Source organism: Streptomyces malaysiensis subsp. samsunensis (assembly GCF_024519315.1).
In the GTDB taxonomy this organism is placed as follows: Bacteria; Actinomycetota; Actinomycetes; order Streptomycetales; family Streptomycetaceae; genus Streptomyces; species Streptomyces malaysiensis.
Map to the genome: position 1 here is coordinate 22802 of NZ_JANIIC010000081.1, position 14011 is coordinate 36812.

Consider the following 14011-nt stretch of genomic DNA (forward strand, 5'->3'; position numbering starts at 1 on the left):
GTTCCTCGCAACCTAACTGTCGATGAAATTGTTGACAATATGTGCGACGAAAAAGGCCCCCGCGATGTCCGGGATGCGGGACGCCGCGGGGGCGGGGGCGTGGAGGGGCGCGCGGAAGCGCGGAGGCGGGTCTAGACGCCCATCGGATGCCAGACGGTCTTGGTCTCCAGGAAGGCCAGGAGCCGGCCGGTGCCGGGGTCGGCCGCCCAATCCACAGCCTGTGGACGGAGGACGCGCTTGAGGTTCTCCGCGGCCGCCTTCTCCAGCTCGACCGCGAGCTCCGGTTCCGCGCCGGCGAGGTCGATCGCGTTGACGTCCTGGTGGGCGGCGAGCGGGGCGGCGATCTCGGCGGTGCGGCCGGAGAGGATGTTGACCACGCCGCCGGGGAGGTCGGAGGTGGCCAGCACCTCGGCCAGCGAGAGGGCCGGCAGCGGGGCGCGCTCGGCGGCCACGACCACGGCCGTGTTGCCCGTGACGATCGCGGGGGCGATCACCGAGACCAGGCCGAGAAGGGACGACTCCTGGGGCGCGAGCAGCACGACCACACCGGTCGGCTCGGGGGAGGAGAGGTTGAAGTACGGCCCCGCGACGGGGTTGGCGGACCCGGCGATCTGGGCCGTCTTGTCGGACCAGCCCGCGTACCAGACCCAGCGGTCGATCGCGGCGTCGACCTGCGCGGTGGCCTTGGCCTTGCTCAGCCCCTCGCCGTCGGCGACCTCGTGGACGAACTGCTTACGGCGGCCCTCCAGCATCTCGGCGACGCGGTAGAGGATCTGGCCCCGGTTGTAGGCGGTGGCCCCCGACCAGCCGCCGAACGCCTTGCGCGCGGCGACGACCGCGTCCCGGGCGTCCTTGCGGGAGGCCAGCGGGGCGTTGGCCAGCCAGCGGCCCTTGGCGTCGGTCACCTCGTACACCCGCCCGCTCTCCGAGCGTGGGAACTTGCCGCCCACGAACAGCTTGTAGGTCTTCAGGACCGAGAGTCGTTCAGGCTGTTTCATCGGTCGCGCTCCCCTTCTCCCTTGCCCCCTGCCTCCGGCGGGAGGTGCCCCCTGTGCTCGCTCGTCGGCTCGGCTGCTCCGGCGAGGTATGCCTCCAGGCCATGGCGACCGCCCTCGCGGCCGTATCCCGACTCCTTGTAGCCGCCGAAGGGGGAGGCCGGGTCGAACTTGTTGAAGGTGTTGGACCACACCACACCCGCCCGGAGCTTGTTCGCCATCCACAGGATGCGCGAGCCCTTCTCCGTCCAGATGCCCGCCGACAGCCCGTACGGCGTGTTGTTGGCCTTGGCCACGGCCTCCTCGGGGGTGCGGAAGGTGAGCACCGAGAGTACCGGGCCGAAGATCTCCTCGCGGGCGATCCGGTGGGCCTGGGTGACACCGGTGAACAGGGTGGGCGCGAACCAGTAGCCGGAGCTGGGCAGTTCGCACTCCGGGGCCCAGCGCTCGGCCCCCTCGGCCTCGCCCGCGTCGGCCAGCGCGCGGATCCGGGCCAGCTGCTCGGCGGAGTTGATCGCGCCGATGTCGGTGTTCTTGTCCAGCGGGTCGCCCACGCGCAGGGTGCTCATCCGGCGCTTGAGCGCGTCGAGCAGCTCGTCCTGAACGGACTCCTGGACCAGCAGGCGGGAGCCCGCGCAGCAGACATGGCCCTGGTTGAAGAAGATGCCGCCGACGATGCCCTCGACCGCCTGGTCGATGGGGGCGTCGTCGAAGACGATGTTCGCGGCCTTGCCCCCGAGTTCGAGGGTGACCTTCTTCTTCGTACCGGCCACCGTACGGGCGATGGCCTTGCCGACCTCGGTGGAGCCGGTGAAGGCCACCTTGTCGATCCCGGGGTGGGCGACCAGCTCCGCGCCGGTCGAGCCGTCACCGGTGACGATGTTGACGACGCCGTTGGGCAGGCCCGCCTGGCGGCAGATGTCCGCGAAGAAGAGGGCGCTCAAGGGGGTGGTCTCGGCGGGCTTGAGGACGACCGTATTGCCGGTGGCGAGCGCCGGGGCGATCTTCCAGGCCAGCATCAGGAGCGGGAAGTTCCAGGGGATGATCTGGCCGGCCACGCCCAGGGGCCTGGGATCCGGTCCGTAGCCCGCGTACGCCAGCTTGTCGGCCCAGCCCGCGTAGTAGAAGAAGTGGGCCGCGACCAGGGGCAGATCGGCGTCGCGCGACTCGCGGATCGGCTTGCCGTTGTCCAGCGACTCCAGGACGGCCAGTTCGCGGGAGCGCTCCTGGATGATGCGCGCGATGCGGAAGAGGTACTTGGCGCGCTCGGCGCCGGGCAGCGCGGACCAGGTCCCGAACGCCTTACGGGCGGCCCTGACCGCGCGGTCCACGTCCTCGGCGCCGGCCTGGGCGACCTCCGAGAGGACCTCCTCGGAGGAGGGGGAGAGGGTCTTGAATACCTTGCCGTCGCCCGCCTCGGTGAACTCCCCGTCGATGAACAGGCCGTAGGACGGGGCGATATCGACGACCGCGCGGGACTCCGGCGCGGGTGCGTACTCGAAAACTGGCATGGCGTATCAGTCCACCGTCACGTAGTCGGGACCGGAGTACCGGCCGGTGCTCAGCTTCTGGCGCTGCATCAGCAGATCGTTGAGCAGACTGGAGGCGCCGAAACGGAACCACTCCGGGGAGAGCCACTCCTCGCCCAGCGTCTCGTTGACCATCACCAGGTACTTGATCGCGTCCTTGGAGGTGCGGATGCCGCCCGCGGGCTTCACGCCCACCCGCACGCCCACCGCGGCGCGGAAGTCGCGGACCGCCTCCAGCAGGACGAGGGTGACGGGCGGGGTCGCGTTGACGGCCACCTTGCCGGTGGAGGTCTTGATGAAGTCCGCGCCCGCCAGCATCGCCAGCCAGGAGGCGCGGCGGACGTTGTCGTACGTCTGGAGCTCACCGGTCTCGAAGATGACCTTGAGGTGGGCGGCGGTGCCGCTGCCGTCCTCGCGGACGCAGGCGGCCTTCACCTGGCGGATCTCCTCGAAGACCTCGAGATAGCGGCCGGAGAGGAAGGCGCCGCGGTCGATCACCATGTCGATCTCGTCCGCCCCGGCGGCCACCGCCTCCCGGGTGTCGGCCAGCTTGACCGACAGCGCGGCGCGCCCGGAGGGGAAGGCGGTCGCGACGGCCGCCACATGAATGCCGCTGTCCTTCAGGGCCTCCTTGGCGGTGGCCACCATGTCGCCGTAGACGCAGATCGCCGCGACGCGGGGGGCCGTGCGGTCGGTGGGATCGGGGTTGATCCCCTTGGCGCACAGGGATCGGACCTTGCCCGGGGTGTCGGCACCCTCCAGGGTCGTCAGGTCGATCATCGAGATCGCCAGGTCGATGGCGTACGCCTTCGCCGTGGTCTTGATCGAGCGGGTGCCGAGGGTCGCGGCACGGGCCTGGAGGCCGACCGCGTCGACGCCCGGCAGGCCGTGCAGAAAGCGGCGCAGCGCGCTGTCGCCGGCGGTCACGTCCGCCATCGACGCGAGTCGCTCCGCGGCCTCTTCGCCGTATGCGGGAACTGTGGTGGGCATGGTCACCAGATGAGCATATCTACGCGCGTAGTCGGATGTCACCCCCGGCCCCGGAATCCGTCGGGGGCCGAGGGCGAGAAGTCCAGGCCGGGCCCGCGGGCGTCCCCTGGACATCCCCCACACCAGGAGTGTGGTGCACAATCGGGCGCATGACGAGCCCGGACGACGACTCAGCCTCCACTGCCTCATCCTCCGCATCCTCCTCCGCGTCCCCCTCCGCCCCCGAGACCTTCTCGGACCGGATCTACCGCTCCCCGAGCGGCATCGCGGGCGGGGTGCTGCTGCTCGCGCTCAGCGGCTGGCTGGGCATCGACGCGATGATCCGGGGCGAGGGCCGGACGCCGTGGCTGGCGCTGGCCGGGCTGCTGTGCGCGGTGCCGGTGGTGATCGCCTTCACGGTCCGCCCGTCGGTGCACGCGGGGCAGGACCGGCTGCTCGTCCGCAACCCGTTCCGTACGATCACGCTGCCCTGGGCCTCGGTCGAGGGGGTGCGCGCCGGATACACCAGCGAGGTGCTGGCGGGCGGGGCGAAGTACCAGCTGTGGGCGATCCCGGTCTCGCTGCGACAGCGCAAGCGGGCCGCCCGGCACCAGGCCAGGGCGGCATCGGAGGACCCCTTCGGCCGCACGTCCGCCCATGTGTCGGCGAACAAGCCCGACGAGGACCGGCGGGCCCCCTCCGACGTGGCGATGGGCGATCTCCGCGAGATGGCCGAGACCAACGCCCACCGCGAGGGCGCCCAGGGGGCGCCGGAGGTGCGCTGGGCGTTCGAGATCATCGCCCCGACGCTGGCCGGTGCGGTACTCCTGGCCATCATGCTGGCCATCGGCTGACCCCTGGGCCCCGGCCGCGCGGGCTGGCCGGGGCGGCCAGGACGCCGCGGCCGCCTGTCACGCGGAGAACGACGCCGCGATGCCTACGGCTGTCGTCGTCGGCCATGACTCCTGCGGCTTCGAGAAGCTCGCCGCCCTGTCGCCGTGACCGGACCGGGCGGCACCTTCCGCACGTGAACCCGGGGCGCGGCGCCCCGCCCAGGGTCGCTACGGGGCCTCGTCGTCTGCCACCGGGCGGGCCGGGGAGCTGGCCGGGGCTGTGTCACCGGGCTGGTGGCCGCTGACGAGACGGGAGGGGGCGGGGTCGGAGGGGTGGTGTCCTGGACGCTGTCGCATATTTGTGGCGCTTATCGCCGGCCAACGCAACGTTCATCGTTCGTCGGCGACGTAAATATGCGGTCCAGGGCGCCGCACCGGAGGCCCCGCCCCCGGCACCCACCACGAACAGCGGGCGCACCACCCACGCACCCGGCGCGCGCCCACGCGCCCTCAGCCGGATCCGACGCGGCGGGCTACGCGCCCGCGGCCGCCGTTTCCGCGGACTGGATTCCCGCCGCCACCGAGAGGTCCCCCTTGAGCGCGGCCAGCACGGTGTCCGCCGTGGCACGAGCCGGGGTGAGGGCGTCGGCGGCGGGGACGTCGACGACCACCTCCAGATAGCCCTTCAGCTTCGGCTCGGTGCCGCTGGGCCGGACGACCACACGGGCGGCCCGCACGGCCCCCTTCCCGGCCAGCCGGTAGCGCAGGCCGTCCGTCGGGGGCAGCGTCTCCGTACCCCGCGACAGCTCCTCCGCCGAGGTCACGGCGAGCCCCGCGAGCTCGGTGGGCGGCTGTTCGCGCAGCCGCTTCATCGCGGTGCCGATGAGGGAGAGGTCCTTGACGCGTACGGACAGCTGGTCGGTGGCGTGCAGGCCGTGGGCCACCGCGATGTCGTCCAGCAGGTCGCCCAGGGTGCGGCCCTGCTCCTTGAGCTCGGACGTCAGCTCGGCGACGAGCAGCGCGGCCGTGATGCCGTCCTTGTCGCGTACGCCCTCCGGGTCCACGCAGTAGCCGAGCGCCTCCTCATACGCGTAACGCAGCCCGTCCACGCGGGCCAGCCACTTGAAGCCGGTCAGCGTCTCGGCGTACGGCAGCCCCGCGTCGGCCGCGATCCGGGAGAGGAGCGACGAGGAGACGATCGTGGTCGCGAAGGCGCCGCGGGCGCGCTTGTGGACGAGGTGGGTGGCGAGGAGCGCGCCCACCTCGTCACCGCGGAGCACGCGCCAACTGGCCGCGTCCGTGGGGGCCGTGGGGTTCGTGATCGTGGGCACGGCGACGGCGCAGCGGTCCGCGTCCGGGTCGTTGGCGATGATGATGTCCGGAGCGACCTTGCGGGCCGTGGCGAACGCCAGGTCCATCGCCCCCGGCTCCTCCGGGTTCGGGAACGCGACCGTCGGGAACGCCGGGTCCGGCTCGGCCTGCTCGGGGACGACCGCGGGCGCGGGGAAACCGGCGCGGGCGAAGGCGGCGGCGAGGGTTTCGCGGCCCACGCCGTGCAGCGGGGTGTAGACGACGCGGGCGTTACGGGGCGAACCCGGGGTGAGAACGGCGTCCGTGCGCGCGAGGTACGCCTCCAGGACGTCGTCGTCCAGCGTCTCCCAGCCGCCGTCCGGGCGGGGGACGTCGTCCAGGCTGCGGATGGCCGCGATCTCGGCGGCGATCTCGGCGTCGGCGGGCGGCACGATCTGGGAGCCGTCGCCGAGGTAGACCTTGTAGCCGTTGTCGCGGGGCGGGTTGTGGCTCGCGGTGACCTCGACGCCGGCGACGGCGCCGAGGTGACGGATGGCGAAGGCGAGCACGGGCGTGGGCAGCGGGCGCGGGAGCACGGCGGCGCGGAACCCGGCGCCGACCATCACGGCGGCGGTGTCGCGGGCGAAGTCGGCGCTCTTGTAGCGCGCGTCGTAGCCGATCACGACGAGAGCTTGACCTTGCCCCTGACCCTGATCCTCGCGCTGATGCTTGCGCAGGTACGCGGCGAGTCCCGCGGCGGCGCGGATGACGACTACCCGGTTCATCCGCATGGGCCCGGCCCCGAGCTCGCCCCGGAGCCCGGCGGTGCCGAACTGGAGCGTCCCGGAGAACCGATCGGCGATCTCGTCCAGCGCGTCGTCCGTGTTGGCCTGGAGCAGCGCGCTGAGCTCGTCCCGGGTCTCGGGATCGGGATCCTCGGCAAGCCAAGCGCGCGCCTGGGCGATGAGGTCGTGCTCCGTGGCCATGTGGGCCTCCTGGGGGGCGACGGTTGTTTCGGGCGGGTGCGGGTGCGGGTGCGGGTGCGGGTGGGGGTGGGGTGGTGGTTGCTGTGGTGCGCGATCGGTTGTGTGGTGGGTGCGGGTGCGGGGCCTCCGGGGCGGGGCCCTGGACCGTATATTTACGGCGCCGATGAACGATGATCGTTGCGTTGGCCGGGAGTTGGCGCCACAAATACGCCCCTGGCCTTCGGCATGGGGAACCCCGAGCGTCCAGGACCCCACCCCTCCGACCCCGCCCCCTCCCGTCTCGTCGGCGACCGCCCCCCGGTGACACAGAACGCCCGCCCGCTCCGCGTTCCGCCCGGGGCGCCCGCAAGCCACTATCCGGCTCCCGATGGTCCAGGGCCGACATCCGGCCCTCCGAGCAGCCCCACCCAGCGATCGGGCGCCAAATCGCGAGGCCATTGGGTCAGTCTTCATCCGGCGGAAGGAACTGCCGCCCACGACGCGGCCCGGTCGCGATCCGGAACCGGGCTGGGTCCGGGTGGTGGGAAGGGCCCGTCGGGCCGTTTGGAGTCGGACGGGCGGGGCGTGCCCATCTCTGCCAGCCACTGGCCCCTGGGGGGCCGGGGCCGGATGGGTGACGCGTGCCGCCGGGCTGGTGGCCGCCGACGAGACGGGAGGGGGTGGGGTCGGAGGTGTGGTGTCCTGGACGCTGTCGCATATTTGTGGCGCCAATCTCCGACCAACACAACGATCTTCGTTCGTCGGCGACGTAAATATGCGGTCCAGGGCGCCGCACCGGAGGCCCCGCCCCCGGCACCCACCACCCAACCGGCCGCGCACCCCGGCCCCGCCCGCTCATGGGTGCGATGCGCTGTTCAGTTGGCTGAGGGGTGAGTACCCGCGCAGCTCGCCGTGACGCCACCACCGGCACCACCAGCACCACGGGGAGCGGGTTGCCCGAACGGCGGCGGGTCAGAGTCTGTCGAGGACCTGGGCCAGCAGGCTCCCCATCCGGGCGGCGGAGTCGCGGCCGGCCTGGAGGACCTCCTCGTGGTTGAGGGGTTCGCCCGTCATCCCGGCCGCGAGGTTGGTGACCAGGGAGATGCCCAGCACCTCCGCGCCCGCCTCGCGCGCCGCGATGGCCTCGAGGGTCGTGGACATGCCCACCAGATCGGCCCCCATGGTGCGGACCATGTTGATCTCCGCGGGCGTCTCGTAGTGCGGCCCGGGGAACTGGGCGTAGACGCCCTCCTCCAGGGTCGAGTCGATCTGCTGGCACAGGGCGCGCAGCCGCGGGGAGTACAGGTCGGTGAGGTCGACGAAGTTGGCGCCCACGATCGGGGAGGTGGCCGTGAGGTTGATGTGGTCGCTGATCAGTACCGGCTGGCCGGGGCGCATGCCCTCGCGGAGGCCGCCGCAGCCGTTGGTGAGGATGATGGTCTTGCAGCCGGCGGCGACGGCGGTGCGTACCCCGTGTGCGACGGCGGCGACACCGCGGCCCTCGTAGTAATGCGTACGGCCGAGGAAGACCAGCGCCCGTTTGTCGTTGATCCGGTACGACCGGATCCGGCCCGCATGGCCCGCGACGGCGGGCGGCGGGAAGCCGGGCAGCTCGGTGACGGGGAACTCGTGCTCGGGCGCCCCGAGGGCGTCGGTGGCGGGGACCCAGCCGGAGCCCAGGACCAGCGCGACGTCGTGGGTCTCCGCACCGGTCAGCTCGCGCAGGCGGTTGGCGGCGGAGTCGGCGGCGGCGTGCGGGTCGCCCTGATTGTCCCAAGAAACTGATGCGTTCACGCGCACGAGGGTAGCCGGTTACTGCCTACGCGCGTAGACGGCATTCGCCTAGGTATTCGGATCGTTGCATTACCGCTGACCCCCAGGCCCCAGGCCCACGGCCCCCGCCCCGGGACAGCCGAACCCCGGCCGGCCGGACCCCGGCCGGCCGGACCCCGGCCGGCCGGACCCAGCGAGCCGGACCCCAAGCGGAACCCCAAACCCACCGGACCCACCCGATCAACCGGACACACCGGACTCAGCAGGGGCGCTTCCGTAGCTCCATCACATAGTCGTGCGGCGCCCCCGCCGATTCCGCCGCGTCGGCGATCTCGCCCAGGTAGCGCGCCGAGGGCAGTCCGCCCTCGTAGCCGTTGAGTACGTAGAGCCAGGCGGCCTCGTCGCCGTCCAGGGTGTGGACCCGGATCCGCATCCGCCGGTAGATGTCGAGGCCGACGCCCTCCCAGCGGTCCATGGAGTCCTCGTCCATGGGCGCGATGTCGTAGAGGGCGACGAAGACCTGGGAGCGCGGCGCCTCCACAATGGTGGCGATGGCCCCTTCCCAGCCCATCTGTTCGCCTCCGAAGGTGAGGCGCCAGCCGTTCAGCCAGCCCGTTCCGCGCAGTGGGGAGTGCGGTGCGCGGCGGGACATCAGCCGCGCGTCGAGGTTGCCGGCGTACGCGGCGTAGAGCGACATGCGTCTGAGGGTACGGGAGAGGGATGAAGCGGCCCCCGGGGCGGGAGGTTCGTACGTCAGTCGCCCCCGCGAAACCCCCCGGGCTGAAGGCTGTCGAACGAGTGCGGGACAATGGAGCATGTGACTCGGATCGTGATCATCGGTGGCGGACCCGGCGGCTATGAGGCGGCGCTGGTCGCCGCGCAGCTCGGCGCGGAGGTGACCGTCGTCGACTGCGACGGTCTGGGCGGGGCGTCGGTGCTCACCGACTGTGTGCCGTCGAAGACGTTGATCGCCACCGCCGAGGTGATGACGACCTTCGACTCCTCCTATGAGGAGCTGGGGATCATCGTCGCCGACGACACCCCGCCGCTGGAGCAGGCGGCCCGGGTGGTCGGCGTGGATCTCGGCAAGGTCAACCGCCGGGTGAAGCGGCTCGCGCTCGCCCAGTCACACGACATCACGGCCTCGGTCACCCGGGCCGGCGGCCGGGTCATGCGCGGGCGCGGGCGGGTGGCGCCGCAGCAGTCGCTGGACGGTTCGCGGCGGGTGATCGTGCGGGCGGCGGACGGCACCGAGCAGACGCTGGTGGCGGACGCGGTGCTGATCGCGACCGGTGCCCATCCGAGGGAGATCCCGGACGCGAAGCCGGACGGCGAGCGGATCCTGAACTGGACGCAGGTGTACGACCTGGACGAGCTCCCCGAGGAGCTGATCGTGGTCGGCTCCGGTGTCACGGGCGCGGAGTTCGCGGGCGCGTACCAGGCGCTGGGGTCGAAGGTCACGCTGGTCTCCAGCCGGGACCGGGTGCTGCCGGGCGAGGACCCGGACGCGGCGGCGGTGCTGGAGGACGTCTTCCGGCGCCGGGGGATGAACGTGATGTCCCGGTCGCGGGCGCAGGCCGCCAAGCGGGTGGGGGACCGGGTGGATGTCACGCTCTCGGACGGGCGGGTCATCTCCGGCACCCACTGTCTGATGGCGGTCGGCTCGATCCCGAACTCGGCGGACATCGGTCTGGAGGAGGCCGGGGTCAAGCTGGCGGAGTCGGGGCACGTCCTGACCGACAAGGTGTCCCGGACCAGCACGCCGGGCATCTACGCGGCCGGTGACTGCACCGGGGTGCTCGCGCTGGCGTCGGTGGCGGCGATGCAGGGCCGGATCGCGATGTACCACTTCCTCGGGGACGCGGTGGCCCCGCTGAACCTGAAGACGGTCTCCGCGAATGTCTTCACCGACCCCGAGATCGCCACGGTCGGCTACTCACAGGCGGACGTGGACGGCGGGAAGATCGACGCCCGGGTGGTGAAGCTGCCGCTGCTGCGCAATCCGCGGGCGAAGATGCAGGGCATCCGGGACGGCTTCGTCAAGATCTTCTGCCGTCCGGGCACCGGCATCGTGGTCGGCGGGGTGGTGGTCGCGCCGCGGGCGAGCGAGCTGATCCACCCGATTTCGCTCGCGGTCGACAACAATCTGACGGTGGAGCAGATCGCCAACGCCTTCACGGTCTACCCGTCGCTGTCCGGTTCGATCGCCGAGGTGGCGCGGCAGTTGCACACCCGGAAGACTCAGGAAGAGTCATAGACCCGGTCCTTATAGCACTTCGTACCCTCACAGATGTACAACTTCTGCTAATTGGTGCAAGCTGCTGAAAACAGACGGTCGTGGGGGTTACTGTCAGTTTCGTGTTCGCTGCTGAACGTCGCCAATTGATCCTTGAAATGGTGCGTGCGAACGGAGCGGTGTCGCTCCGGGAGCTCGCCCGCGTCGTCCAGACCTCCGAAGTGACCGTACGGCGTGATGTGCGGGCGCTGGAGGCAGAAGGACTGCTCGACCGCCGGCACGGCGGTGCGGTGCTGCCGGGCGGATTCACCAGGGAGTCCGGCTTCCCGCAGAAATCCCATCTAGCGACCGCGGAGAAGACGGCCATCGCCGATCTCGCGGCCGGTTTCGTCGAGGAGGGCGAGGCCGTCGTCGTAGGCGCCGGAACCACCACACAGGAGCTGGCCCGCCGGCTCGCGCGGGTTCCGGGGCTGACCGTGGTCACCAATTCCCTGCTGGTCGCACAGGCGTTGGCGCACGCCAACCGGGTCGAGGTCGTGATGACCGGCGGCACCCTGCGCGGCTCCAACTACGCCCTGGTCGGCAGCGGCGCCGAGCAGTCCCTCCAGGGGCTGCGGGTCTCGCGCGCCTTCCTGTCCGGCAGCGGGCTGACCGCCGAGCGCGGCCTGTCCACCTCCAACATGCTCTCGGCCAGCGTCGACCGGGCGCTGGTCCAGGCTGCGGCGGAGGTGGTCGTGCTCGCCGACCATACGAAGCTGGGCTCCGACACCATGTTCCAGACGGTGCCCACCGATGTGATCACACGGCTGGTGACCGATGAGCCGCCCGGCCATGACGACCGTGCCCTGACCGAGCTCCAGGCCCTCGCGGACCAGGGGGTTCAGATCGCCGTGGCCGGGCCGGGCGCGGGGTCCGGCCCGGCCGGGGGCGGTGAGGGCGGCGGTTCCGCGGGGCGCCAGTCGGGGCGCATGGGCCCGACCCAGGGCCGTGGTGGCGAGGAGGGCCTGCCGTTGCCGGGGCCACGCCGCAACCATCCCCATCCACCGGGCGGTCCCGGCTCCGCCCAGCTGCGCACCGCGGTGCCGCTGGCGGAGCAGCCGGGGCGGGTGGCGGATCTGGCGCCGCGCCGTCGCTAGCGACTGGCTGCCGGATCGTGACGCCTGCGGCGGGCCACGCGGCGGAGCCGCATATCGATGCTCCCCCTCCCCGCCCCTTCCCTCAACTGGGGCTCCGCCTCAGACCCCGCTCCTCAACCGCCGGAGGGGCTGGAAGGCGGGCTCCGCCCAAGACCCCTGGGTCCAGGGGCGAAGCCCTCGCCATGTGGCGGAGCCGCATAGCGGTGCCGCAGGAAGGGGCGGAGAAGGGAAAGTATCGATATGCGGCTCCGCCGGACCCCTGTGGCGCGTGGTCGCCGACGGGTGTCAGCGGGCCTTGAGGCCGGTGAAGGCCAGCGCCAGCAGTCGGTCGGCCAGTTCCGGGTCGTCCGGCGACTGCTCCACGGCCAGCGCGATCGCGTTGGTGAGCTGCATCAGATCGGCGATGACCACATCGGACCGTACGGCACCGCTCTGCTGTGCGCGGGCGAGCAGTTCGCTGCCCGCCTCGCGCAGCGGCACACCACAGCCGCGGGACAGCTCCGAGGTCTCGTCCGCCGAGCACGCCATCAGGGCCTGGGAGAGCCCGCGGTAGGTGCTGGCGTGGTCCACGATGGCGCGCAGCCAGTCGATCAGTGCCTCACACGGCCGTGGCGCCTTGGCCAGCTCCCGCGACCGCTCCAGCAGGGCGCATATCTCGCCCTGGAAGACCGCGCCCATCAGCGCGGTGCGGTTGGGGAAGTGGCGGTAGAGCGTGCCGATGCCGACTCCCGCGCGGCGCGCGATGTCCTCCAGCGAAGCGTCGGTACCGTGCTGGGTGAAGGCCGTGCGCGCCTCGGCAAGCAGCCGCTCGTAGTTGCGGCGCGCGTCGGCGCGCATGGGGCGCGGTGGCGTCTGCGCCGTGGCTGTCTCGATCGCCATCGCGGTCCTCCCTGCCGTGGCTGCCCGTGAGTCAAGCATGCCATTTCGTGACCGGAGGCACGGCCTGGCCAGGCAACGCGGGTATCGCGAATGCCATCAAACAGGGCGATGGCACCGTGTGTTGCGGTGCGGCGGAGTGGAAGAACCATGGGACTGACCAGTCGATCACTCGAGTATGTGACGATCGCCCTCGCCGCGGGATGCGCGGGGCTGACGCTCTGGCTGTGGCCGCGGTTCGCGGGCCGGGGCGTGCGGGCCTGGCTGGGCCGGCTGGCCTCCCTCGCGGTGACCCAGTGCGCGATCGTGGCCGCGCTGGCCCTCGCGGTGAACACCACCTTCCAGTTCTATGGGTCCTGGGACGAACTGCTGGGCGCGGACGAGGCGGCCCCGGCGGCCCTGTCCCATGTGCAGGGCGGCGCCGCGGGGCCGGTCGGGGAATCGGGCGGCCTGGTGCGGCCCGCACCGCCGCAGGGGCTGAACGCGGTGCACGGGCTGCCGAGCGGGCCCCCGGACCGGGCCGGCGAGGTGGAGTCGGTGCGGATCCTGGGCCGCCGCAGCCAGGTGGCCAACCCTGCGTACGTCTATCTGCCGCCGCAGTACTTCCAGCGCCAGTACGCCCGGCAGCGCTTCCCGGTGATCGTGGCGATCAGCGGCTACCCCGGGGGGTCCTTCCTGCTGGCCCAGCATCTGCGGCTGCCCCAGACCGCGGGCGGGCTGATCCGCACCGGGGTGTCGCAGCCGGCGGTCATCGTGATGGTGCGGCCCACCATCGCCCCGCCCCGCGACACCGAATGTGTGGACGTCCCCGGCGGCCCCCAGGCCGAGACCTACTTCGCCGAGGACCTGCCCGAGGCGCTGCGGGAGCACTACCGGATCGGCCATGACCCCAGCGCCTGGGGCGTCCTGGGCTACTCCTCGGGCGGCACCTGCGCCCTTCAGCTGACCCTCCGTCACCCCCGTGTCTACAGCGCGGCGGTGGCCCTGTCGCCCGACTACCGCGTGGTCAACGACCCCACCACCGGCGACCTCTTCGGCCGGGGCCCGGAGGGCGAGCGCGGGAAGCGGGAGCACGATCTGCTGTGGCGGCTGCGCCATCTGCCCCAGCCGCAGGTGTCGGTGCTGGTCGCCTCCAGCCGCCGCGGCGAGTCCGACTACGGCGCCACGCGCGAGTTCCTTGCCGCGGTCCGGCCACCGATGAGCGCACAGTCGATCATCCTGGACCGGGGCAGCCACAACTTCCGCACCTGGCGCCGTGAACTGCCCACGGCCCTGCGGTGGATGAACGGCCAGCTGACCTTCCCCCAGGACGTGGTGCACGGCCGCTGAGCCGGGACGGACGAAGACGGCGGGCCCCGGCCGGAATCTTCCGGCCGGGGCCCGCCGTCATGGTGTGTGCGGTGGTCCGG

11 protein-coding genes are annotated in these 14011 nt (G+C 71.9%); 4 read left to right on the forward strand and 7 right to left on the reverse strand.

Annotated features, from left to right (window positions below):
- Nucleotides 1-131 precede the first annotated feature (131 nt).
- The 3 genes from NQU54_RS42525 to deoC are packed head-to-tail and all read right to left on the reverse strand — an operon-like array spanning nt 132 to nt 3514.
- Entirely contained in the window at nt 132-998 is an 867-nt protein-coding gene (locus NQU54_RS42525) for an aldehyde dehydrogenase family protein (protein ID WP_257635665.1), read from the reverse strand.
- On the reverse strand, nt 995-2506 hold the full coding sequence (locus tag NQU54_RS42530; protein ID WP_257635666.1) for an aldehyde dehydrogenase family protein: 1512 nt from the start codon (nt 2504-2506) through the stop codon (nt 995-997). Before NQU54_RS42530 ends, NQU54_RS42525 begins: the two co-directional genes overlap by 4 nt.
- Nucleotides 2507-2512: 6 nt before the next feature.
- Nucleotides 2513-3514: a deoxyribose-phosphate aldolase gene (deoC, locus tag NQU54_RS42535; RefSeq protein WP_193525052.1), complete on the reverse strand. Its 1002-nt coding sequence runs from the start codon at nt 3512-3514 to the stop codon at nt 2513-2515.
- A gap of 149 nt (nt 3515-3663) precedes the next feature.
- Between deoC and NQU54_RS42540 the strand changes: the two genes are divergently transcribed.
- On the forward strand, nt 3664-4347 hold the full coding sequence (locus NQU54_RS42540) for a PH domain-containing protein (RefSeq protein ID WP_257635667.1): 684 nt from the start codon (nt 3664-3666) through the stop codon (nt 4345-4347).
- A 512-nt stretch (nt 4348-4859) separates the two neighbouring features.
- Here the strand turns inward: NQU54_RS42540 and NQU54_RS42545 are convergent.
- The 3 genes from NQU54_RS42545 to NQU54_RS42555 all read right to left on the reverse strand — a co-directional run bounded on the left by NQU54_RS42545 (nt 4860) and on the right by NQU54_RS42555 (nt 9051).
- On the reverse strand, nt 4860-6602 hold the full coding sequence (locus tag NQU54_RS42545) for a phospho-sugar mutase (RefSeq protein ID WP_257635668.1): 1743 nt from the start codon (nt 6600-6602) through the stop codon (nt 4860-4862).
- 951 nt (nt 6603-7553) lie between these two features.
- A complete protein-coding gene (locus NQU54_RS42550) occupies nt 7554-8375 on the reverse strand; it encodes a purine-nucleoside phosphorylase (protein ID WP_069875325.1) in 822 nt (273 codons plus the stop codon).
- Between the two features lie 238 nt (nt 8376-8613).
- A complete protein-coding gene (locus NQU54_RS42555) occupies nt 8614-9051 on the reverse strand; it encodes a gamma-glutamylcyclotransferase family protein (RefSeq protein WP_069875312.1) in 438 nt (145 codons plus the stop codon).
- Between the two features lie 111 nt (nt 9052-9162).
- Here NQU54_RS42555 and NQU54_RS42560 point away from each other — a divergent pair, with 111 nt between their 5' ends.
- Nucleotides 9163-10611 (forward strand): NAD(P)H-quinone dehydrogenase, encoded by a 1449-nt coding sequence (locus tag NQU54_RS42560; RefSeq protein WP_257635669.1) that lies wholly within the window; start codon nt 9163-9165, stop codon nt 10609-10611.
- A gap of 137 nt (nt 10612-10748) precedes the next feature.
- On the forward strand, nt 10749-11726 hold the full coding sequence (locus tag NQU54_RS42565) for a DeoR/GlpR family DNA-binding transcription regulator (RefSeq protein ID WP_069875317.1): 978 nt from the start codon (nt 10749-10751) through the stop codon (nt 11724-11726).
- A gap of 285 nt (nt 11727-12011) precedes the next feature.
- Here the strand turns inward: NQU54_RS42565 and NQU54_RS42570 are convergent, their stop codons facing one another.
- The gene (locus NQU54_RS42570) at nt 12012-12605 is read right to left on the reverse strand and encodes a TetR/AcrR family transcriptional regulator (protein WP_069875319.1); all 594 of its coding nucleotides are present in this window, start codon (nt 12603-12605) and stop codon (nt 12012-12014) included.
- Between the two features lie 147 nt (nt 12606-12752).
- On the opposite strand from NQU54_RS42570, the gene NQU54_RS42575 reads away from it, so the two are divergent.
- Nucleotides 12753-13931: an alpha/beta hydrolase gene (locus NQU54_RS42575; RefSeq protein WP_257635670.1), complete on the forward strand. Its 1179-nt coding sequence runs from the start codon at nt 12753-12755 to the stop codon at nt 13929-13931.
- The last annotated feature ends 80 nt before the right edge of the window (nt 13932-14011 follow it).